The 22074-nt window shown below is 40.1% G+C and carries 20 protein-coding genes, 1 pseudogene, 1 riboswitch and 1 other annotated feature; of the genes and pseudogenes, 15 read left to right on the top strand and 6 right to left on the bottom strand.

Going from position 1 to position 22074, the window contains the following annotated elements; genetic code table 11:
• Window positions 1-150: 150 nt before the first annotated feature.
• Window positions 151-1839, bottom strand: a complete 1689-nt coding sequence (gene argS / locus ACFSO7_RS14530) for an arginine--tRNA ligase (RefSeq protein ID WP_377878056.1) — start codon at window positions 1837-1839, stop codon at window positions 151-153.
• Between the two features lie 43 nt (window positions 1840-1882).
• Window positions 1883-2100 (bottom strand) — a binding site (T-box leader).
• Between the two features lie 290 nt (window positions 2101-2390).
• Here argS and ACFSO7_RS14525 point away from each other — a divergent pair.
• Window positions 2391-3275, top strand: coding sequence for a mechanosensitive ion channel family protein (locus ACFSO7_RS14525; RefSeq protein ID WP_377878055.1), 885 nt, complete (start codon window positions 2391-2393; stop codon window positions 3273-3275).
• On the opposite strand, the gene ACFSO7_RS14520 is transcribed toward ACFSO7_RS14525, so the two are convergent.
• The 3 genes and pseudogenes from ACFSO7_RS14520 to ACFSO7_RS14510 form a co-directional block, all read right to left on the bottom strand.
• Window positions 3272-3427, bottom strand: coding sequence for a hypothetical protein (locus tag ACFSO7_RS14520; RefSeq protein ID WP_377878054.1), 156 nt, complete (start codon window positions 3425-3427; stop codon window positions 3272-3274). The genes ACFSO7_RS14525 and ACFSO7_RS14520 overlap by 4 nt on opposite strands.
• A 63-nt stretch (window positions 3428-3490) precedes the next feature.
• Complete coding sequence (locus ACFSO7_RS14515) at window positions 3491-4360, bottom strand: methyl-accepting chemotaxis protein (protein WP_377878067.1); 870 nt, start codon at window positions 4358-4360, stop codon at window positions 3491-3493.
• A gap of 69 nt (window positions 4361-4429) precedes the next feature.
• Window positions 4430-5461: pseudogene (locus ACFSO7_RS14510) on the bottom strand (HAMP domain-containing protein); the annotation flags it as partial.
• 212 nt (window positions 5462-5673) lie between these two features.
• Between ACFSO7_RS14510 and ACFSO7_RS14505 the strand changes: the two are divergent.
• From ACFSO7_RS14505 to purD, 13 genes are all read left to right on the top strand, one after another.
• Window positions 5674-5871 (top strand): NETI motif-containing protein, encoded by a 198-nt coding sequence (locus ACFSO7_RS14505; RefSeq protein ID WP_377878053.1) that lies wholly within the window; start codon window positions 5674-5676, stop codon window positions 5869-5871.
• Between the two features lie 90 nt (window positions 5872-5961).
• Window positions 5962-6063: riboswitch (purine riboswitch) on the top strand.
• Between the two features lie 165 nt (window positions 6064-6228).
• On the top strand, window positions 6229-6717 hold the full coding sequence (purE, locus tag ACFSO7_RS14500) for a 5-(carboxyamino)imidazole ribonucleotide mutase (RefSeq protein WP_377878052.1): 489 nt from the start codon (window positions 6229-6231) through the stop codon (window positions 6715-6717).
• Entirely contained in the window at window positions 6704-7858 is a 1155-nt protein-coding gene (gene purK / locus ACFSO7_RS14495) for a 5-(carboxyamino)imidazole ribonucleotide synthase (protein ID WP_377878066.1), read from the top strand. Before purE ends, purK begins: the two co-directional genes overlap by 14 nt.
• A 68-nt stretch (window positions 7859-7926) precedes the next feature.
• A complete protein-coding gene (purB, locus tag ACFSO7_RS14490) occupies window positions 7927-9222 on the top strand; it encodes an adenylosuccinate lyase (protein ID WP_377878051.1) in 1296 nt (431 codons plus the stop codon).
• Window positions 9223-9486: 264 nt separating this feature from the next.
• Window positions 9487-10206, top strand: a complete 720-nt coding sequence (gene purC / locus ACFSO7_RS14485) for a phosphoribosylaminoimidazolesuccinocarboxamide synthase (protein ID WP_377878050.1) — start codon at window positions 9487-9489, stop codon at window positions 10204-10206.
• Window positions 10199-10453, top strand: a complete 255-nt coding sequence (purS, locus tag ACFSO7_RS14480) for a phosphoribosylformylglycinamidine synthase subunit PurS (protein ID WP_377878049.1) — start codon at window positions 10199-10201, stop codon at window positions 10451-10453. Before purC ends, purS begins: the two co-directional genes overlap by 8 nt.
• Complete coding sequence (gene purQ, locus ACFSO7_RS14475; protein ID WP_377878048.1) at window positions 10450-11136, top strand: phosphoribosylformylglycinamidine synthase subunit PurQ; 687 nt, start codon at window positions 10450-10452, stop codon at window positions 11134-11136. The genes purS and purQ overlap by 4 nt, the downstream gene beginning before the upstream one ends.
• Window positions 11120-13333, top strand: coding sequence for a phosphoribosylformylglycinamidine synthase subunit PurL (purL, locus tag ACFSO7_RS14470; protein ID WP_377878047.1), 2214 nt, complete (start codon window positions 11120-11122; stop codon window positions 13331-13333). The genes purQ and purL overlap by 17 nt, the downstream gene beginning before the upstream one ends.
• On the top strand, window positions 13318-14730 hold the full coding sequence (purF, locus tag ACFSO7_RS14465; protein ID WP_377878046.1) for an amidophosphoribosyltransferase: 1413 nt from the start codon (window positions 13318-13320) through the stop codon (window positions 14728-14730). The genes purL and purF overlap by 16 nt, the downstream gene beginning before the upstream one ends.
• A gap of 185 nt (window positions 14731-14915) precedes the next feature.
• Complete coding sequence (purM, locus tag ACFSO7_RS14460; RefSeq protein WP_377878045.1) at window positions 14916-15962, top strand: phosphoribosylformylglycinamidine cyclo-ligase; 1047 nt, start codon at window positions 14916-14918, stop codon at window positions 15960-15962.
• On the top strand, window positions 15959-16531 hold the full coding sequence (gene purN / locus ACFSO7_RS14455; RefSeq protein WP_377878044.1) for a phosphoribosylglycinamide formyltransferase: 573 nt from the start codon (window positions 15959-15961) through the stop codon (window positions 16529-16531). Before purM ends, purN begins: the two co-directional genes overlap by 4 nt.
• 91 nt (window positions 16532-16622) lie before the next feature.
• On the top strand, window positions 16623-18158 hold the full coding sequence (gene purH / locus ACFSO7_RS14450; protein ID WP_377878043.1) for a bifunctional phosphoribosylaminoimidazolecarboxamide formyltransferase/IMP cyclohydrolase: 1536 nt from the start codon (window positions 16623-16625) through the stop codon (window positions 18156-18158).
• Between the two features lie 12 nt (window positions 18159-18170).
• Entirely contained in the window at window positions 18171-19448 is a 1278-nt protein-coding gene (purD, locus tag ACFSO7_RS14445) for a phosphoribosylamine--glycine ligase (protein WP_377878042.1), read from the top strand.
• Here the strand turns inward: purD and ACFSO7_RS14440 are convergent.
• Complete coding sequence (locus ACFSO7_RS14440; RefSeq protein ID WP_377878065.1) at window positions 19420-19506, bottom strand: EYxxD motif small membrane protein; 87 nt, start codon at window positions 19504-19506, stop codon at window positions 19420-19422. The two genes, purD and ACFSO7_RS14440, sit on opposite strands and share 29 nt — an antisense overlap.
• Before the next feature lie 379 nt (window positions 19507-19885).
• Window positions 19886-20155 (bottom strand): YgaP family membrane protein, encoded by a 270-nt coding sequence (locus ACFSO7_RS14435; protein ID WP_377878041.1) that lies wholly within the window; start codon window positions 20153-20155, stop codon window positions 19886-19888.
• 130 nt (window positions 20156-20285) lie between these two features.
• Here ACFSO7_RS14435 and ACFSO7_RS14430 point away from each other — a divergent pair, with 130 nt between their 5' ends.
• Window positions 20286-22028 carry an adenine deaminase C-terminal domain-containing protein gene (locus ACFSO7_RS14430; RefSeq protein ID WP_377878040.1) on the top strand — a complete coding sequence of 581 codons (1743 nt, stop codon included), beginning with the start codon at window positions 20286-20288 and terminating at the stop codon, window positions 22026-22028.
• The last annotated feature ends 46 nt before the right edge of the window (window positions 22029-22074 follow it).

Genomic DNA, 22074 nt, shown 5'->3' with positions numbered 1-22074 from the left:
TCAAAGAACGACTTTCTGGGTTTTGAAGCATTTGCTTGGCAAACCAAAGAACGGTTTGCATAAGTGCGACTAGGTCTCTGGCTTCGCTACTCTCGCCAATCGACCAGTCTTCTTTATCGGGGCTGATCAAGGCGCTTCCGCTTTTCCTATTCACATTTCCTGTGGTGCTTCGATTCCCAAAAGTCTTAACGATTCTTGCAGGACGATTGTAACGGAATAAACTAATGCCAATCGTGCTTGTTTTTTCGCGTTATCTTCTAGAATTCTGACTTCACTGTAATACTGATTAAACGCTCTGGATAAATCGATCGCGTATTTCGCTATTTGTGATGGGTCGAATTTGTTCAATGATGTAAGGATGACTTCGGAAAAATCCTTTAGTATAGAAATGATCTCCCAATGCGCTGAGTTTTCAAAGTCTAGCTGAGAAGCATCTCCATCCCAATTTCCTTTTCTTAAAATGGAGCAAGCCCGTGCATTTGTATATTGAATATACGGTCCCGTTTCCCCTTCAAAACGCAGCATATCTTCAAGTGAGAATTCAATATCATTCATTCGGAAGTTCTTTAAGTCATGGAAAATAACCGCCCCCACACCTACCTGTTTTGAAACTTCCTCTTTATTTTGTAAGGAAGGGTTTTTGGCTTCGATATTTTTCAAAGCTAAAGAAATGGATTCGGCTAAAACCTCCTCTAGAAGGATAACCTTTCCTTTTCTAGTCGACATTTTCTTTCCGTCTTTTAGCATCATCCCAAACGGTATATGATGTAGGTTATCAGCCCAAACGTAGTCCATTTTTCTTAACACAGATTTTAATTGCTTAAAATGTAGACTTTGCTCATTACCGACAACATACAAGGATTGCTCGAATTGATAATTATTTTTGCGATAAAGTGCCGCAGCTAAATCACGAGTAGCATAAAGAGTGGCACCGTCGGATTTTTTGATTAAGCAAGGCGGTAAATTCTCTTCTGTAAGGTCAACAACCTGTGCTTGGTCGGATTCCATTAATAGTCCCTGATTTTCAAGCATCTGTACGACAGCATCCATTTTATCATTATAAAAAGCTTCGCCAGCAAACGAATCAAAATCAACTTGAAGTAATTGATAGATTTTAGAGAACTCTTTTAAAGATTCTTCACGGAACCAGCTCCATAGTGCAAGAGCCTCTTCGTCTCCATCTTCCAATTTCTTAAACCATGCTCGACCGGCATCTTCTAACGTTGGATCATTGCTAGCTTCATCATGGAATTTGATATAAAGAGTGAGTAATTCCTTAATCGGGTTCGCTTTAACCTTTTCCTCAACTCCCCATTTTTTATAGGCAGTTATTAATTTTCCGAACTGGGTGCCCCAATCACCAAGATGATTAATTTTTATCGTTTCATAGCCACATTTTTGAAAAATATGGGACATTGCATTGCCAATTACGGTTGAACGTAGATGTCCCATAGAAAATGGTTTGGCAATATTCGGTGATGACAAATCAATGGTGACTACCTTATTTTCACCAATGCTGGATGACCCGTAATCATGCTGTTGGGTAATAATCGTGTTTAGAACATTTTGGGTGACGATCTTTTTGTTTAAAAATACATTTACATAACCGCCAACAGACTCTGCTTTTTCAATATAAGGTGACTGGATTTCTTTACTTATTTGTTTAGCGATGAGGTGTGGAGCTTGTTTTCTCGTTTTAGCAAGCTGAAAGCAGGGGAAAGCATAGTCACCAAAATCGGCTTTTTTTGGTTTTTCGATTAGCTTTTCAATAGTGGATATATCTAATTCAGATTGTAAAATTTCACTTAGTGCATTTACGAAAGGTTCGACGTAATTCATTGATACAACCTCCTTATAAAAATAAAAAACTTCCGTCTCTAATAAAAGAGACGGAAGTATAAAATCCCGCGGTACCACTCTAATTGTCCCCTAAAAAAAGGAACCAGCTTATTACTTAACGAGGATTTTCCCCGGCAATCCCTACTTCATTCAGGAATGCATCTCAAAAGTGCGGTTCATTATCTGCTCTGTATCAGGCTCACACCATCCCTGACTCGCTAAAACGAACGAAATAATTACTCTCTTTTTCATCGATTTTGTTTATATTTAGGAAGCTATAAAATACTCGGATGTGAATAACTCAATGAAAAGTATGGTTCACGTCCAGCTCCAGCGCCTAGCCCCTCGAGGTCAAATCGCCCCAAAGATGAGGTTAAAGAGCAAACCTCCTCTTTGGGTCGGCATTTGCTTGTCGGGGCTGATCAAGGCACTTGCGCTTTTGTTTATTGATTTTAAAGTATTATATCTGAAAATAAATATTTTGCCAACAATTGTTATATATTATTTCTTTGTAAAGACTATGGGTGTAAGGAACTGAAGCAGGTGATAAGATGGATTGGTTCGATTATCTACATAAATATAAATTAACAAGTATTTTTATCGCGATCATCATCGCATGGCTTTTTGTTTTTATCATTAATAAACTGGTCCACAACTTTTTTGAAAGAACTCATTTTATTGAGGAAAGAAAAGAAAAAACGATTGAAAGTATGATTCGATCTGTTTCGAAATACACAGCTACAATTTGTATTATTTTATTTGCCATCTCACAATATGTAGAGCATTTTGGAAGAGTTCTTGCGGGAGCAGGGGTAATCGGAGTCATCGTTGGTTTTGGGGCACAAAGCTTAATTAAGGATATATTGGCGGGAATTTTTTTAATCTATGAAAAACAATTGCATAGAGGTGACTTTATTACTTTAAACAATACTTTTAACGGCACAGTTGAAGATATTGGTCTGCGTTTTCTAAAGGTACGAGACTGGAGTGGAAAGCTCCTCACGATTAGTAATGGTGAAGTGAAGCAAATTCAAAACTACAATATCGAGCAAATGCGAGTTATTGAAAGGATCGTTGTCAGTTATCGGGAAAATCCAGAAAGGGTATTTAGTGTTCTAGCATCGGCCTGTGATGTAATAAATGAGGTCAATCAATCTTTATTAAAATTAGATTCGGAAAATGTCGTGATAGAACCGTTTCAAGTATATGGAATGACCTCACTCAATGCTTCTTTTAGAGGGATCGAATATACAATCATAGGTCTTGTGGATGATGCTCACTTTTGGCTCGCGGGAAGACAAGCGCGAAAAATTATTGCCCAAACATTGTATAACCATCAGATAAAATTAGCGGAAGATTCAATGCTTGTTAGGCAAATGGGGAATCACGTTTTAATTGAAAATGAAAAAACCGGAGAGGATATATCTCCGGTTTAGCGCTTCTCTTCTTTCTTAACTTGACTAGGCATTGGCCGTGCTGCACCTGCAAAACCATAATCTGGATCGACATTCATGATGCCCTTGTCAGTCCCGGCATCAGAAGCAATATTGGACTTTGGCAGTTGGGCTAGTTCTTTTCCTCGTGGCATATAGCACACCTCCTTATTTCATAAGGTGTACTACGTTCATTCGTTCTACTCGTTAGGTCTCTTTTATATTTTAAAATTCTTCAATGAGTCTTGTAAATCTTCAGCCATATTTGCTAGGGCAGCGGCAGAAGCGGCTATTTCTTGCATGGATGCAAGCTGTTCTTCTGTTGCTGCAGACACATCTTGGCTTTGAGAAGTCGTTTCGACAGCAATTTCCTCGATTTCACTTACTGTAACCACAACCTTTTCCGCGCCTTGCGCCATTTGTTGGATGGAGTCAGTCATTTCTTGGATTTGAGAACTAACGTTATCAACGAAATATTGAATTTGCTTGAATGATGAACCAGCATCATGGACAACTTCAATTCCTTTTTCTACTTCTGCCGTTCCTTTCTCCATCGACTGGACTGCATAATCTGTTTCTGACTGAATGGCTGCGATTAACTGACGAATGCTTTCAGTAGATTTAGATGATTGCTCAGCCAGTTTTCTTACTTCATCTGCTACTACGGCAAAGCCTTTACCGTGTTCCCCAGCTCTTGCTGCTTCGATTGCAGCATTTAAGGCTAATAAATTTGTTTGGGCTGCAATATCAGAAATGACATTTGCAATTTGACTAATTTCTTTCGAACGCTCGCCTAATGTATGAATCACCTGTCCTAAATTAATGACGTTTTCATTTATTTGATTCATTTGATTGATGGACAATTGAATGGCTTGTTCACCTTTTAATACTACATTGGTTGCTTCAGAAGAAGTGTTAGTAACATGATGAGTATTAAGTTTGATTTGTTGGATTGCCTCTGTCATTTTTCTAACAATTTCGTTGCTGTCTCTTAACTTGTTCGTCTGTGATTCTGTACCTGATGCTACTTCTTGTATGGAATTGGCGACTTGCTCAGTTGCCTTATTATTCTGTTCGGAGCTAGCCATTAGTTCTTCAGATGAAGAGGCAAGCTGGTCTGCTTTTTCACCAACTTGATTAATGAGTTCACGTAAAGATACAATCATTTTATTAAAAGATAATCCAACTTTTCCAATTTCGTCACTCGATTTAACGACAAATTCTTGGGTTAAATCACCGTCACTTACTCGTTCGGTAACAATAACTAATCTTTTCAATGGACGTGTAATCGATAAAGTGATAAAAATGGAAATTAAAGCTCCTATGGCAATGAATACCACTATGATAATAATGGATGAAATTAAAATAGGTCGTGAAGCTTCAGCTACTTCATTTAGGTCCATCGTTCCTGCAATTTTTAACCCTGTAAGTTTATTCGTGTTAAAAAACATCGATTTCTTATTACCGCTATTTTCATATGAAAAATGGCCTTGTTGATTTTTCAGAACCTTTTCTACCCAAGGTGCCTTTGCGTCTGAACCGATTTTTTCCGTAGGGTGGACAAGATATTTCCCTTTGGAACTTAGAATGATGGGATACCCTTTCTCACCAATTTTAATATCTCCTGCCATATTTTTTATGGAATCTAGGCTTAAGTCAATTCCAACCACACCTGATCCGTCTGTTATTTCTTGAGCTACAGTAATTAAGATTTCGCCTGATGTGGCATCAATATAAGGCTCGGTGATAATGGCTTTACCATTATTCGCTTTAGCATCCTTATACCACGGGCGGGTACTTGCATCAAAATCTGATGGTAATTCAACTGAAGGCTGTACGACTAGGTCTCCATACTCTGTACCAAGATAGACGGATATAGCATTGGGATGGAGTTTCATATATTGTTCGAAAGATTTTCTAGTAGATTCTATTTCATTATTTGAACTAGAAGCTCTATTAAATTTTGTTGAAAAGAAAGAGGCATCATTAATAAAAGAGCTTATATAATCATCTAAATAAGAATTAAGAAGCTTAACATTTTCAGTTGCTCCTATTTCAATCTTATTCTCAATTTCTTTTGCGGAGTTTTTGTAGGAAATGGTCCCAATTAAAATGGTTGGAACGATGATGATAAATAAAAATGAAAAAATTAATTTATTACTGATCGTTAAAAGGGTGCGTTGTTTCATCATTGGTGTAGTCCTCTCTAAAAATATTGTTTTGAATAAAAACTCTTATTACTGGTTTATCGACAAATTTCGACAGAAATGAACAAACTTTTTTGAGGTATATATTCCCAATTGAAAGATAACTATTAATGAATGGTTTTGCCGATTTTAGATTGCGGCGATGATGAGTTAAAATGGAATCACTATTAACTAGAAAGAGGGAATTAATTTTCATGAGCAAGAAGAAAATGCAATTTGAAGTGCAGGAGAATGAAAGTATTGAGGAGTGTTTAGATCGTATCAAACAACTTGGGTATGTTCCTGTACGTCGAACGGAAAAACCAATATTCCAGGAAGTGAAAAAAGATAATGAAACCGTTTACGAGCCAGTTGGTCGTCAAATTGTCTTTGAAGCAAAGATTATTGAGTAAAAGACGAACATTAAATTGATATTAAAAATCAATGTTCGATTTTCTGTTGACATGAAAACGTAATAGTTGTTAAAATAGAGATAGAAAAAAGACAAATTTACTCTTTACCCTCGTATATCCATGGGGATATGGCCCATAAGTTTCTACCCAATTACCGTAAATGATTGGACTATGAGGGAAAGTCAATATGTTCGGCACATTGAAGGGAAGTCTCTTCCTTTTTGTTGACCATTTATGCCCGGACAAATGGCTTTCTCTTTGTGAGATGCTATTTGTTCGGGTATTTATTTTTTAAAAAATATTAATTATGCAAGATTGATATGAGGATAACAGGGTTTCAACGGAGGAGGAAAAGGTATGTCGAATCTTGTCGGTGTCATTATGGGGAGTAAATCGGATTGGGAAACAATGCGACATGCGTGTGAAATATTAGATCAATTTGACATTCCATATGAAAAAAAAGTCGTTTCGGCTCACCGTACCCCGGATGTAATGTTTACCTATGCCGAAGAAGCTAGAGGTAAGGGCTTGAAGGTGATCATAGCGGGTGCTGGTGGTGCTGCACATCTTCCTGGTATGGTTGCAGCAAAAACAACGCTTCCAGTAATCGGGGTTCCTGTTCAATCCAAAGCATTAAATGGGTTAGATTCACTGCTCTCCATCGTACAAATGCCAGGCGGTGTTCCAGTGGCAACGGTAGCGATTGGAAAGGCTGGTGCCACGAACGCAGGATTGTTGGCGGCTCAAATTTTAGGAGCAGTAGATCTCGAGATTGCTGGAAAATTAGAGGCAAGAAGAGAAAGTACTAGAGTAGAGGTCCTTGAAAGTAGTGATGAACTTGAATAACCAAACGATTTTACCTGGAGCAACAATAGGAATTATTGGTGGAGGTCAATTAGGGCGGATGATGGCTCTAGCAGCGAAGGCTCAGGGCTTTCGAATTGCTGTATTAGAACCGACTGCCGATTCTCCGTGCGGTCAAGTGGCTGATGTTGAAATCATTGGTGCCTACAATGATCGGGAGGCAATTCTTCAATTAGCGACAGTGAGCGATGTCATCACCTATGAATTTGAAAACATTGATGCGGACACATTAGCGTGGATTTGCGATCAAGCATACGTGCCACAAGGTCCTACGCTTTTGACGATTACCCAAGATCGGATTAAGGAAAAAGCGGCTATCCGAGCGGCTGGAGTCGAGGTAGCTCCATACGGTGTCGTTCATAATATGAATGAGTTATTTTTAAAAATAGAGTCTATCGGTTATCCTGCCGTGTTAAAAACGGCAAGAGGTGGCTATGATGGAAAAGGTCAGTTAGTCATAAAAGAGCATAAAGACCTCTTGGATGCAGACTCTATTTTTGAACATGGTGCATGTGTGTTAGAAAAATGGATTCCGTTCGAGAAGGAAATATCGGTGATTGTTACACGAAAAGTGAATGGTGAAACAGCAATTTTCCCTGTTGGTGAGAATGTCCATCAGGAAAATATTTTACATACAACGATGGTTCCTGCACAAATATCGCGAGAGTTAGAATCGAAGGCGATTCAGATGGCAAAACAACTCGCAGATTCTTTGGAATTGGTAGGGACGCTTGCCGTTGAAATGTTCTTAACCAGTGATGGAACCATTTATATTAATGAATTAGCCCCACGTCCTCATAATTCAGGGCATTACTCGATTGAGGCTTGTGAGACTTCCCAGTTTGAACAGCATATTCGTGCCATTTGCAATTGGCCGTTAGGAAATACAGAGCTATTAAAATCAGTCGTAATGGTCAATCTATTAGGGGAGCATATGGAAAGCGTATATGCGGAAATTCCAAAGATGAACGATTGGAAAGTTCATTTATACGGAAAAAAAGAACCAAAACTCAAGCGGAAGATGGGCCACATTACCATTCTAAGAGATAAAATAGAGGATGCTCTCATCGAAATAGAAAAGAGCACAATCTGGAAAACAACGAAAGAAACTATCACGCACTAACGCATTAACGCGCCGGGGGTCTGACCCCCAATGCGTTAATGTGCTAAAGAATTTGGAGGGTTTTGAAGATGATTGATCGTTATACTCGCCCGGAAATGGGAGCTATTTGGACGGAGGAGAATCGATTTCAAGCATGGCTTGAGGTGGAAATATTAGCTTGTGAGGCTTGGGCAGAGCTTGGAGACATTCCAAAGGAAGATGTAAAGAAACTTCGTGAAAAGGCGAGCTTCGATATTAACCGAATTAAAGAAATCGAAGAAGAAACGAGACATGATGTTGTTGCGTTTACTCGTGCGGTTTCAGAAACACTTGGGGAAGAAAAGAAATGGGTTCATTATGGCTTAACTTCAACGGACGTCGTCGATACGGCCCTTTCTTATCTAATAAAGCAGGCGAACACGATTTTAAGAAAAGACATCGAAAATTTCGTAGAGATCTTGAAAGTAAAGGCTCAGGAGCATAAATACACGGTTATGATGGGACGTACTCATGGGGTGCATGCGGAACCAACAACATTTGGTCTAAAGCTTGGTCTATGGTATGAGGAAATGAAACGTAATCTCGCTCGTTTCAATGCTGCAGCAGAGACGATTGAATTTGGTAAAATTTCCGGTGCAGTAGGGACATATGCAAATATTGATCCATTTGTAGAGTCCTACGTTTGTGAAAAGCTAGGGCTACAAGCAGCGCCGATCTCTACACAAACTTTACAACGTGATCGTCATGCCCAATATATGTCTACTCTAGCATTGATCGCTACATCGATCGAAAAATTTGCCGTTGAAATTCGCGGCTTACAAAAGAGTGAAACGCGTGAAGTAGAAGAATTTTTTGCAAAAGGACAAAAAGGCTCTTCTGCGATGCCACATAAACGCAATCCGATCGGCTCTGAAAATATGACAGGATTAGCCCGAGTGATTCGTGGTTATATGATGACAGCTTATGAGAATGTTCCATTGTGGCACGAAAGAGATATTTCGCATTCATCAGCTGAAAGAATTATCATTCCTGATGCAACGATTGCCTTAAATTATATGTTAAACCGTTTCGGTAACATCGTGAAAAACTTAACCGTGTTCCCTGAAAATATGAAGCGAAACATGGATAGAACGCTAGGACTTATTTATTCACAAAGAGTTCTTCTGGCGTTAATCGATAAAGGCTTCTCTAGAGAAGAAGCATATGACACTGTTCAACCAAAAGCAATGGAAGCTTGGGAAAAACAAGTTCCTTTCCGCTCATTGATTGAAGCCGATGCGACGATTACAGCACAATTAACTGCTGACGAAATTGCCGATTGCTTTGATTATAAATACCACTTGCAACATGTAGACACGATTTTTGTTCGACTTGGATTAGAGTAGAAAAGCGGAAGCGCTCTTGTAAGCCCCGACAAGCAAATGCTTCGCCACCCAGAAAGTCGTTCTTTGACTTTTTGGGTGGTGAACATTTGACCTCGAGGTCGACAAAAACGCGACGTCCTGTCGCATTGTCGACACTAGAACTTCCTGTACGTCGGGGCTAGGACGCTTGCGCTAGACAAAGTAAAGTAGTGGGGCTTTTTAGCCCCCTTCTACCCAATCACAGACTGAAAATTGCCAATATTTTTAATATAGGAGGCCTCTCTGGTGGAAAAAGGACAGTTACTTTATGAAGGTAAGGCGAAAAAGATTTATGCAACAAACGAGGAAAATCTCGTTTGGGTTCAGTATAAAGATTCTGCTACTGCTTTTAATGGGGAGAAAAAAGCGGAGATTACTGGTAAAGGTCGTTTAAATAATGAAATTACTAGTTTACTATTTTCAAAGCTTCATGAAAGTGGCATAGAATCTCATTTTGTGAAAAAAATCTCTGAGACAGAGCAATTAGTGAAAAAAGTAGAGATTATCCCTTTAGAAACTGTCGTCCGGAATGTGGCTGCTGGAAGCTTAGCGAATCGTACAGGTTTACCAGAGGGGCAAAAACTTCGCCAAACATTAGTAGAGTTTTATTTTAAAAATGATGCTTTAGGAGATCCATTATTTACAGAAGATCATATTTTAGAGCTTCAGCTAGCAACAAAAGAGCAAATCGCAGTGCTGAAACAAAAAGCACTGCAAGTAAATGAAGTTTTAATTGAACTTTTCAACGAGCTAGGCATTCTTTTAGTAGATTTCAAATTAGAGTTTGGAACCGACGATAATGGTGAAATTTTATTAGCGGATGAAATTTCTCCAGATACTTGCCGCCTTTGGGATGCGAAAACAAATGAAAAATTAGATAAAGATGTGTTTCGTCGCAATTTAGGTTCATTAACAGATGCATACGAAAAAATATTAGAAAAATTAGGGGGAGCTACGCATGTTTAAAGTTAAAGTTTATGTAACACTACGTGAAAGTGTTTTAGATCCACAAGGAGTGGCTGTGAAAAACTCACTTCATACATTAAACTTCTCTGAAATTGAAGATGTTCGTATCGGGAAGTACATGGAATTAACAATTGAAAAATCAGATCGACCTGTTGAGGAAGTTGTAAAGGAAGCTTGTGAAAAATTATTAGCTAATACTGTAATTGAAGATTATCGATTTGAAATTGAGGAGTGTGTTGCACTGTGAGATTCGCAGTCATCGTTTTTCCTGGCTCCAACTGTGATGTCGATATGTTTCACGCCATCCAAGATGAGCTTGGAGAAGAAGTGGAATATGTGTGGCATGACCAAGATAGCTTAGAGGGATTTGACGGAATTTTATTACCAGGTGGTTTCTCATACGGAGATTATTTACGCTGTGGTGCAATTGCACGATTTAGCAATGTGATGAAGGAAATCATCAAGGCTGCTGAAGCTGGTAAGCCCATTTTAGGTGTGTGTAATGGCTTTCAAATTTTACTAGAGGCAGGGTTATTACCTGGTGCGATGCGTCGTAATGAAAGTTTAAAATTCATCTGTAAGCCAGTCGAAATGAAAGTGGAAAATAACAACACGATGTTTTCAAGTGGTTATTCACAAGATGAAATTATTACTGTTCCTATCGCTCATGGTGAAGGGAATTACTACTGTGATGAGGAAACGCTTGCTGCATTAAAAGCAAATAATCAGATTGTCTTTACGTATCACATTGAAAATCCAAATGGAAGTATTGAAAATATTGCAGGCATTACTAATGAAAAAGGGAATGTCCTTGGAATGATGCCACATCCTGAAAGAGCGGTTGATACTCTTTTAGGTGGTGCAGATGGTCTGAAACTTTTTCAATCAATCGTAAGAAGCTGGAGGGAATCAAATGTCGTTAAAGCTTGAGCCAACGGTGGAACAGATTAAAAACGATAAACTTTACCGCGAAATGGGTATTTCAGATGAAGAATTTGCGATGATTGAAAAGGTTCTCGGAAGACTTCCGAATTTCACCGAGACTGGCCTGTTTTCGGTTATGTGGTCAGAGCATTGCAGTTATAAAAATTCAAAGCCAGTTTTAAGAAGATTTCCGACATCAGGGGAAAGAGTTCTTCAAGGCCCTGGAGAAGGTGCTGGTATTGTCGATATCGGTGATAACCAAGCAGTTGTGTTTAAAATTGAAAGCCATAACCACCCGTCTGCGATTGAACCGTATCAAGGTGCTGCAACAGGTGTTGGCGGAATTATCCGTGACGTGTTTTCAATGGGGGCAAGACCGATAGCTTTATTAAACTCGTTACGTTTTGGGGAGTTAACTTCACCTCGAGTAAAATATTTGTTTGAAGAGGTAGTAGCTGGAATCGCTGGCTATGGTAACTGTATCGGAATTCCAACTGTCGGTGGAGAGGTTCAATTTGATCCATCTTATGAAGGAAATCCGTTAGTTAATGCAATGTGTGTTGGTTTAATCAACCATGAAGATATTCAAAAAGGTCAAGCGCATGGTGTTGGCAATACGGTTATGTACGTTGGGGCAAAAACAGGTCGCGATGGAATCCACGGAGCGACGTTTGCTTCTGAAGAGTTAACGGATGCATCAGATGAAAATCGTCCAGCGGTTCAAGTTGGCGATCCGTTCATGGAAAAGCTTTTACTAGAGGCTTGCTTAGAGTTAGTGAAATCAGATGCATTAGTTGGAATTCAGGACATGGGAGCTGCTGGATTAACGAGTTCATCAGCAGAAATGGCTAGTAAAGCTGGATCGGGAATTGAAATGAATCTTGATTTAGTTCCACAGCGTGAAACGGGAATGACCGCTTATGAAATGATGCTTTCAGAGTCACAGGAGCGTATGTTGATCGTTGTGAAGAAAGGTCGCGAACAAGAAATCGTGGACCTATTTTCAAAATACGATTTAGAAGCGGTGGCGGTTGGTAAAGTAACCGAGGATAAAATGCTTCGTTTATTGCACAAAGGTGAAGTGGTTGCGAATGTACCAGCAGATGCTTTGGCAGAGGAGGCACCTGTGTATCATAAGCCTTCTGCAGTACCAGCTTATTTTGAAGAATTCCAAGCGATGGAAGCTGATATTCCTTCTGTTGATGATTATAAAGAAACGTTAATGGCGCTATTACAACAACCTACAATTGCTAGTAAAGAGTGGGTTTATGAGCAATATGATCATATGGTTCGTACAAATACAGTTGTATCTCCTGGTTCGGATGCTGCGGTTGTTCGTATTCGTGGCACTCGTAAAGCGTTAGCGATGACGACGGATTGTAATTCACGTTATATATATTTAGATCCCGAAACTGGTGGGAAAATTGCTGTCGCAGAGGCCGCAAGAAATATTATTTGTTCTGGAGCAGAGCCATTAGCGATAACAGATTGCTTAAACTTCGGAAATCCTGAAAAGCCTGAGATTTTCTGGCAGTTTGAAAAAGCGGTCGATGGAATGAGTGAGGCATGCCGTACATTACAAACACCAGTTATCGGCGGAAACGTTTCATTATATAACGAAACAAATGGTACTGCGGTTTACCCAACTCCAGTCGTTGGTATGGTTGGGTTAGTGAAGGACTTAGAACATGTGACAACGCAAAGCTTTAAACAGTCTGGGGACCTCATCTATTTAATTGGGGAAACAGGCGACGAGTTCGGTGGAAGCGAACTGCAAAAGCTAACATATGGTCGAATTTTTGGTAAGGCTCCTGCCATTGATGTGACTGTGGAGCATACACGTCAGCAGCAAGTGTTACAAGCGATCCAACAGGGCTTGGTACAATCTGCTCACGACCTATCTGAAGGCGGTTTGGCAGTAGCGTTATCGGAAAGTTTATTTGGAACTGATTTGGGAGCAGATATACTTGTGGATGGCAATGCTATCTCAGCACTATTCAGTGAATCCCAATCACGTTTCTTAATCTCTGTTAAACAAGAAAATAAAGAACAATTTGAGAGTTTAGTAGAAGCTCATTTCATTGGTGAGGTGAATGATTCAACCCTACTAAAAATTTCAAACCAAGAAGAAGCACTTGTTGTCGCACAGGTGAATGAGCTTGAGAAAGCTTGGAGAGGAGCTATTCCATGCTTGCTGAAATAAAAGGACTAAATGAAGAATGCGGTGTTTTTGGTATTTGGGGTCATCCCAATGCAGCTGAAATCACGTATTACGGTTTGCACAGCCTTCAGCATCGCGGGCAAGAAGGCACTGGAATGGTTGTGACAAACGGAGAAATATTAAAAGGTTTAAAAGGGGAAGGCTTAGTTTCGGAAATTTTTACTTCCTCTGCAATGGAGGATATGAAAGGGAAGGCGGCTATCGGTCATGTTCGTTATGCGACAGCTGGTGGGGGCGGGTATGAAAATGTCCAGCCTCTTCTCTTCCATTCGCAAAATGGTAGTCTTGCCCTTGCACACAATGGAAACTTAGTGAACGCAACGGCTCTAAAACATCAACTCGAGGCCCAGGGGAGTATTTTCCAAACAAGCTCAGACACAGAGGTGTTGGCCCATTTAATCAAAAGAAGTGGTTTTCCTTTAATGAAGGACCGGGTGAAAAATGCTTTGACGATGTTAAAGGGTGCGTATGCCTTTTTAATCATGACTGAGACAGAGTTAATGGTAGCGTTGGATCCACATGGGTTGCGCCCGCTTTCGATTGGGAGATTAGGTGAGGCATATGTGATTGCTTCGGAAACATGTGCTTTTGACCTTATTGGAGCTACCTTTGAACGAGATGTACTTCCAGGTGAATTGCTTATTATCGACGATGAAGGCATTCGTTCGGAGATGTATTCCTTTAATACAACAAAAGCAATGTGCACGATGGAATATGTTTATTTTTCAAGACCTGACAGTAATATCAATGGTGTTAATGTTCATACAGCTCGTAAAAATTTAGGCAAACGTCTTGCATTTGAAGCCCCAGTTGAAGCAGATGTTGTAACAGGGGTGCCTGATTCTAGTATCTCGGCAGCGATTGGTTATGCTGAAGCTTCGGGGATTCCTTATGAAATGGGCTTAATTAAAAATCGTTATGTCGGTAGAACATTTATCCAGCCGTCCCAATCATTACGAGAGCAAGGTGTGAAGATGAAGCTGTCACCTGTTCGCGGGGTTGTTGAAGGTAAAAGAGTAATCATGGTCGATGATTCGATTGTACGTGGTACGACGAGTCGAAGAATTGTGAAGATGCTGAAGGAAGCGGGGGCAACGGAAGTGCATGTTGTCATCAGTTCTCCTCCGATCAAAAATCCTTGTTTCTATGGGATTGATACGTCTACTCGAGAGGAATTAATTGCTTCCAGTCATTCGGTAGAAGATATTCGCCAATTAATTGGAGCCGATTCGTTAACGTTTTTATCAGTAGAAGGAATGGTGGAAGCGATCGGCCGTAAAGAAGAAGGCGAAACAAGAGGATCCTGCCTCGCTTGTTTTACCGGAAAGTATCCAACTGATATTTACCCTGAAATGATGCAGGCTGCTGAAAAATGTTAAAAGGGTTGGCTGCTGTGCCAGCCCTTTTTTGAAAAAGTGTGGCAGAAATGTGAAAAAGGCGGATAAAAACGTTAGACAGGCGGATAAAATGCAAAAATGCGCGGATATATTCCTGAAATTGTCGGATATATTGCGAATTTGGACGGATATAGTCTCAGGAAGATGATTGAATGGAGGTCATAACAATGTCAAATGCCTATAAACAAGCCGGTGTCGATATCGAAGCGGGTTATGAAGCAGTTGAACGCATGAAGAAGCATGTGAAAAAGACGGTAAGACCCGAAGTAATGGGAGGTCTTGGCGGATTTGGCGGAATGTTTGATTTATCAGCTTTACAACTTAAGGAACCTGTACTTGTATCTGGGACGGACGGTGTCGGAACGAAGCTGAAAATCGCTTTTGCCATGGATCGCCATGATACAGTCGGAATCGATTTAGTAGCCATGTGTGTCAATGATATCGTAGTCCAAGGTGCGGAGCCTTTGTACTTTTTAGATTATATTGCTTGTGGTAAAGCAGAGCCTGAGAAAATTGAGTTGATTGTCAAAGGAATTTCGGAAGGCTGTGTACAGGCAGGTGCTGCTCTGATTGGTGGGGAAACGGCTGAAATGCCTGGCATGTACCATGATGGTGAGTATGATTTGGCTGGGTATGTAACTGGTGCTTGTGAGAAATCAAAGCTTATTACTGGAAATGAAATTGAACCTGGAAACGTCCTCATTGGACTGGCTTCAAGCGGTATCCATAGTAATGGTTATTCGCTTGTTCGTAAGGTTTTATTAGAAAATAACCATCTCCAATTAACTGATTTTATCGAAGAGTTTAATAGTACTTTAGGGGAAGAACTGCTGAAACCTACAAAAATTTATGTAAAATCGGTTCTCCATTTATTAAAGGAATTCAAGATTAATGGCATGGCACATATTACAGGTGGAGGATTTATCGAAAATATTCCACGCATGCTGCCAGAGGGGACTGGAATTCGTATTCATGAAAACAGTTGGCCGATTCTTCCCATCTTTAACTTCCTACAAGAAAAAGGAAATTTAACGAGATTAGAAATGTACAATATTTTTAATATGGGTATTGGGTTTGTGCTGGCAGTAGAGGCAAAGTCAGCTCAAGAAATTATTCAAGTTTTAGATCAGCTTGGTGAAAAAGCGTATGTGATTGGTTCTGTGAAGGAAGGTACTGGAGTAGAATTTCTTACTGAACAAGAGGTAATTGGATGAAAAAGATAGCTGTATTTGCTTCGGGAAGCGGAAGTAACTTTCAAGCGATCGTTGATGCGATTGAATCGGGGAAGCTGACCGCAGAAGTCAAATTACTCGTGTGTGATCAGCCGAATGCATTTGTAGTTGAACGTGCAGAACGAAGTGAAATTCCTGCCTTTATTTTTTCAGCTAAAAAATATTCAAGTAAAGAAGAATATGAATTAGCCATTTTAAACGAACTAAAAGAAAAACAAATAGAATTTATTGTCCTTGCAGGATATATGAGATTAATAGGATCAACACTTTTAAAGCAGTTTGAAGGTAAGATCGTAAACATTCATCCTTCATTGTTACCAGCTTTTCCAGGGAAGGATGCTATCGGTCAAGCCATATCAGCTGGAGTAAAGGAAAGTGGTGTCACCGTTCATTATGTTGATGCAGGAATGGATACAGGCCCAATCATTGAGCAAAAGGCAGTTTCGATAGTGGAAGACGAAACAAAAGAAACCCTTCAAACCAAAATCCACACCATCGAACATCAACTGTATCCAACAGTCCTACAACAACTTTTTACCACTTTAAAGTAATGGGGGTCAGACCCCCACAGCTTCACCGCGTTAAAGTATAGGGGGTCAGTCCCCCAGTGCTTCACTGCGTTAAAGGAGGAGGAATTAAAAAATGAGTAAGAAGCGTGCGCTGATTAGTGTTTCGAATAAGGCGGGAATTGTAGAGTTTGCGAGGAGTTTGGTTGAATTAGGTTTTGAGATTATTTCAACTGGGGGGACGAAGAAGGCATTGCAGGAGAATAATATTCCTGTCATGGGTGTCAGTGATGTTACTCAGTTCCCAGAAATTTTAGAGGGTCGAGTGAAGACATTGCATCCGTCGATTCATGGGGCATTGCTAGCAAAACGTGAGGAAAATCACCAAAAGCAACTAGTAGAGCATAAAATCGACCTAATCGATGTGGTTTGTGTGAATTTATATCCTTTCAAGGAAACCATCTCGAAACCAGATGTAACGGTTGAAGATGCGATTGAAAACATCGATATCGGTGGTCCGACGATGCTGCGTGCATCTGCAAAAAACCACGAGTATATCACAGTTGTTGTCGATCCTGCTGATTACGAAGTAGTTTTATCAGAACTAAAGCAGTCTGGAAAAACAGAGAAGGGAACTCGCCGCAGGCTTGCAGCTAAAGTGTTTCGTCACACGGCGGCCTATGATGCGTTAATTGCCGAATATATGACGGAGCTTGTCGGGGAAGAAACACCAGAAAATTTAACGGTTACTTACGAATTAAATCAAGGCTTGCGTTATGGGGAAAATCCTCATCAAAAAGCGGCTTTTTATAGCAAACCACTAGGTAGCGATTTCTCGGTTGCTCGTGCCCAAAAGCTTCACGGCAAAGAGCTTTCCTATAACAATATTAATGATGCTGATGCGGCATTACAAATTCTAAAAGAATTTACAATTCCAGCAGCTGTGGCGGTTAAACATATGAATCCTTGCGGGGTTGGAACGGGCGAGAATATTCAAGAAGCATTTGAAAAAACATTCGAAGCAGATCCAGTTTCCATTTTCGGTGGAATTATTGCCCTTAACCGTGAAGTGGATGGTATGACAGCTCAAAAGCTTCATGAAATTTTTCTGGAAATCATTATTGCCCCATCATTTTCAGCTGAGGCACTTGAAATATTACAAGCGAAAAAGAACCTACGATTATTAACGATTCCTTTTGAAGTTCAAACCTCACCTAATAAAAAAATAGTGTCAGTTCAAGGCGGATTATTGGTTCAAGACGAAGATACCCACCAATTAAATGACTCTGCGCTTAATGTAGTAACGAAAAGGGAACCTTCCGAGGAAGAATGGCAAGCTTTGAAGTTAGGCTGGAAAGTCGTCAAGCATGTGAAATCCAACGCCATCGTAGTAGCAACAAAAGAGATGACGATCGGCATTGGTGCTGGCCAAATGAACCGCGTCGGGGCAGCAAATATTGCCTTAGAGCAAGCAGCCGATAAAGCAAATGGTGCGATTATGGCTTCTGACGCCTTTTTCCCAATGGATGATACGGTTGAAGCTGCTGCAAAAGCGGGTATCACAGCTATTATTCAACCAGGCGGCTCCATCCGTGACGAAGATTCGATCAAGAAAGCTGATGAGTACGGAATTGCCATGGTATTTACAGGAGTAAGACATTTTAAACATTAAGGGGGATTTGGTTTGAAAGTCTTAGTAATTGGAAGAGGCGGCCGTGAACATGCCATCTGCCACAAGTTTCGTGACAGTGCTCTTGTTGAAAAAGTTTACGTTGCACCAGGGAATCCAGGTATGAAAGATGTAGCCGAGCAAGTAGCAATTGATGAAAACAGCCATGATGAGCTCGTTCAGTTCGTGAAGGAAAATGAAGTTGGATTAACGTTTTTTGGTCCTGAAATCCCCTTATTAGCAGGTCTTGCTGATCGATTTATGGCAGAAGGATTAAAGGTATTTGGACCAACCCAGCAGGCTGCAATGATTGAAGGCAGTAAATCTTTTGCGAAAGAACTAATGAAAAAATACAGTATTCCCACTGCTGAATATGAGGTTTTTTCAGATTATGATTCAGCTGTTCAATATGTTAAGGAAAAAGGTGCACCAATTGTTATTAAAGCCGATGGACTTGCTGCCGGAAAAGGCGTTGTTGTGGCAATGACATTGGAAGAAGCACTAGATGCTTTGAAAGACATGCTTATGGATCAAAGATTTGGAACATCCTCAGCATCTGTTGTTATTGAGGAGTTTTTAGCAGGCGAAGAGTTTTCTCTGATGGCGTTTGTGAACGGAAATCAGGTTACGCCATTAGAAATTGCTCAAGACCATAAACGTGCATATGACAATGATGAAGGACCGAATACGGGGGGAATGGGCGCGTATTCGCCAGTCCCGCAAATTCCAAGTGAAGCGATAAAATATGCGATAGAAAAAATAGTTAAACCAACTGCTGAAGCGTTAGTTAAAGAAGATCGAAGTTTTTGCGGTGTTCTTTATGCAGGTCTAATTTTAACAGCCGAAGGTCCTAAAGTAATTGAATTTAATGCCCGATTTGGGGATCCGGAGACACAGGTAATCTTGCCGCGAATGAAGTCGGATTTCTTAAGTGTACTTCTTCAAGTTTTAGAGGGTGAAGAAGTGATGATTGAATGGGATCCGTCTCCAGTTATAGGTGTGGTTTTAGCAGCGAAAGGTTATCCAGGTGAACTGATCACAAAAGGGAAGCCATTTACAATCGCTCAAAATAACAAGGAAGTACAAATTTATCACGCAGGAACAGACCAACATACCGATGGTAGTTGGCTCATTAATGGCGGCAGAGTATTATTGGTAGCAGCAAAAGGTGAAACTATAGTCGATTCGAAACAAGCAGTTTATGATTATTTAACTGAACATCATTGGGATGGCCTATTTTTCCGAAAAGATATCGGAAATAAAGCTATCGCGCACGTTTCCGTGAACGTCTAATATAAGTGTAGGATATGGCGACGATACCGCCGATTAGCACAACAAGTACAAAGGACATATCAGAAAGATATTCCATGAACATGATCATCACTCCTATTTTGGTCTGGCTCGAAGGTCCCTCGAGCCAGACTTATTTTTTAAAAAGATAAGAAAGTATAACATTTTCGGACTTCGAAAATTGTCCAGCGCAAGCGTCCTAGCCCCGACGTACAGGATGTACTAGTGTCGACAATGCGACAGGACGCCCGAGCCCTTGTCGACCTCGAGGTCAAATGTTCGCCAGCCAAAAAGTCAAAGAACGACTTTCCAGCTGGCGAAGCATTTGCTTGGCAAACCAAAGAACGGTTTGCATAAGTGCGACTAGGTCTCTGGCTTCGCTCCTCTCGCCAATCGATCAGTCTTCTTTATCGGGGCTGATCAAGGCGCTTCCGCTTTTCCTATGAAGGATTATTCGGTAACACGTGAGTAGATTCCATCGGTACGTCACCATTTGTGCTATTTTCTTTCAGTCGTTTACAAAGATCTGTTATCGGGCAATAACGTACAATTCCTTCAGCCACTTTCATTGCACCCATCATGGCCGTGAATAAATAGGAATCCCTCCACGGGCATTTCACAAGTTTGGATGTGCTCCAAGCGAGAATGGTTAGCCCGCATGTGATGCGGATTAAGGCATTTAGTAATCCGATATTTGGTTTAACGTTCATTTTCACACAACCTTTCGTCAATTTACCCAAACTCTTTAGTGCGTTAAATTGCGAAATATGTTAAGATAATATTCAAAATGAAAGTGCTTTCATTAATGAATAGCCTACATACAGTAGGGAGGGGAAACAGATGCACGATCAGCGTTACCGCTGGAAAAATAGACAAATTCGTGAACACATTTCTATATTAGATGGCCATATCGCTCCGACCATTCTTTTGAAAAACGCGAACTATTTAAATCAAGTTTTTCGCCAGTGGATGAGGGCGAATATTTGGATTTATGAAGATCGAATTGTGTATGTTGGTGAAAAGCTTCCAGAAAATTTACAAGGTTGTGAAGTGGTTGATTGTACAAATGAATTCCTTGTACCAGGTTACATCGAACCACACGCACATCCTTTCCAATTATATAATCCCCAAACCTTTGCTACATATGCATCACAGTTTGGGACTACAACTATAATCAATGATAATATGGCACTAGTTTTACAGTTAGAAAAAGAGAGGGCCTTTTCGTTGTTGGCGGAACTTCGCAATCATCCAGTTACGATGTACTGGTGGTGCCGATTCGACGGTCAGACGGAAGTGATGGATGAGGAAAATTATTTTTCCCATAATCATGTGAAATCCTGGCTGGAGCATGATTCAGTTGTTCAAGGTGGAGAATTGACAGGCTGGCCGAAGCTTTTGGCTGGAGATGATATGATGCTTCACTGGATTCAAGAAGCGAAGCGAATGAGGAAACAAATTGAAGGTCATTTTCCTGGTGCATCAGAGAAAACATTAGCGAAGATGATGTTATTCGGTGCTGATTGCGATCATGAATCAATGACAGGTAAAGATATCTACAATCGCTTGATGCAAGGCTATACCGTGTCACTTCGTTATTCTTCGATTCGCCCAGACTTACCGGTATTGCTGGATGAGATGAAGAAGATGAACATCACTGCTTATGACAAAATGATTTTTACAACAGATGGATCTTCAGCGTCATTTTATGAGCAAGGTTTGATTGATCATATGATTAGAATGGCGATTGAAAAAGGTGTTCCTTTAATTGATGCCTATAATATGGGAACGATTAATGTCGCCCGATATTATAATTTGGAGCATTTACATGGGAATATTGCTACAGGTCGAATTGCAAATATAAATTTCCTTGAGAATGAATACAATCCGACACCAATATCAGTGTTGGCAAAAGGTCATTGGGTGAAAAGAGACGGTAGGATTGAAAAGGATTTGATTTCGGTTGACTGGGGAGAACACGGTTTAAAACCGTTACAGTTAGATTGGGATTTAACTTCTGATGATTTACAGTTCTCCATGCCGTTTGGAATGGAGATGGAGAACGCCGTCATAACAAAACCATACTCGATTACTATAGATATTTCGTTGGACGAGTTACCTGATACACATGATGAAAGCTTCTTTATGCTCGTTGATCGAAACGGAAAGTGGCGGATTAATACGATATTAAAGGGTTTTTCTAATCGTGTTTCAGGACTAGCTAGTTCTTTTTCAAATACAGGAGATCTTATTTTAATTGGAAAAAGTAAACAAGACATGCAATTAGCATTTCAGCGGATCAAGGAAATAGGCGGTGGCATTGCACTCGTTGAAAACGGTGAGGTACTAGTAGAAATACCACTCACTTTATCTGGTATCATGTCAGATGCTTCTTTAAATGAAATTATTAGACAAGAGAAGGTACTTACTAAACATTTAAATGAAAGAGGATACCATTTTAGTGATCCGATTTATTCTTTACTATTTTTCGCATCAACCCATTTGCCATATATTCGGATTACTCAACAAGGAATCTATGATGTCATGAATAAAATGATACTCTTTCCTTCAATCATGCGTTAAAATATAACAGTATTAACGTATTAAAATAAAAACCATAAGAATCAAC

Origin of the sequence: Bacillus sp. CGMCC 1.16607 (assembly GCF_042683745.1) — a bacterium.
Taxonomy (GTDB): domain Bacteria; phylum Bacillota; class Bacilli; order Bacillales; family Cytobacillaceae; genus Pseudoneobacillus.
This window is presented reverse-complemented; position numbering and strand designations above follow the sequence as displayed.

Coding starts and splice junctions, on each gene's coding strand:
- argS (WP_377878056.1), bottom strand. CDS start 1,839: ATGAATTACGTCGAACCTTTCGTAAATGCACTAAGTGAAATTTTACAA.
- ACFSO7_RS14525 (WP_377878055.1), top strand. CDS start 2,391: ATGGATTGGTTCGATTATCTACATAAATATAAATTAACAAGTATTTTT.
- ACFSO7_RS14520 (WP_377878054.1), bottom strand. CDS start 3,427: ATGCCACGAGGAAAAGAACTAGCCCAACTGCCAAAGTCCAATATTGCT.
- ACFSO7_RS14515 (WP_377878067.1), bottom strand. CDS start 4,360: ATGGCTAGCTCCGAACAGAATAATAAGGCAACTGAGCAAGTCGCCAAT.
- ACFSO7_RS14505 (WP_377878053.1), top strand. CDS start 5,674: ATGAGCAAGAAGAAAATGCAATTTGAAGTGCAGGAGAATGAAAGTATT.
- purE (WP_377878052.1), top strand. CDS start 6,229: ATGTCGAATCTTGTCGGTGTCATTATGGGGAGTAAATCGGATTGGGAA.
- purK (WP_377878066.1), top strand. CDS start 6,704: ATGAACTTGAATAACCAAACGATTTTACCTGGAGCAACAATAGGAATT.
- purB (WP_377878051.1), top strand. CDS start 7,927: ATGATTGATCGTTATACTCGCCCGGAAATGGGAGCTATTTGGACGGAG.
- purS (WP_377878049.1), top strand. CDS start 10,199: ATGTTTAAAGTTAAAGTTTATGTAACACTACGTGAAAGTGTTTTAGAT.
- purL (WP_377878047.1), top strand. CDS start 11,120: ATGTCGTTAAAGCTTGAGCCAACGGTGGAACAGATTAAAAACGATAAA.
- purF (WP_377878046.1), top strand. CDS start 13,318: ATGCTTGCTGAAATAAAAGGACTAAATGAAGAATGCGGTGTTTTTGGT.
- purM (WP_377878045.1), top strand. CDS start 14,916: ATGTCAAATGCCTATAAACAAGCCGGTGTCGATATCGAAGCGGGTTAT.
- purN (WP_377878044.1), top strand. CDS start 15,959: ATGAAAAAGATAGCTGTATTTGCTTCGGGAAGCGGAAGTAACTTTCAA.
- purH (WP_377878043.1), top strand. CDS start 16,623: ATGAGTAAGAAGCGTGCGCTGATTAGTGTTTCGAATAAGGCGGGAATT.
- ACFSO7_RS14440 (WP_377878065.1), bottom strand. CDS start 19,506: ATGTCCTTTGTACTTGTTGTGCTAATCGGCGGTATCGTCGCCATATCC.
- ACFSO7_RS14435 (WP_377878041.1), bottom strand. CDS start 20,155: ATGAACGTTAAACCAAATATCGGATTACTAAATGCCTTAATCCGCATC.
- ACFSO7_RS14430 (WP_377878040.1), top strand. CDS start 20,286: ATGCACGATCAGCGTTACCGCTGGAAAAATAGACAAATTCGTGAACAC.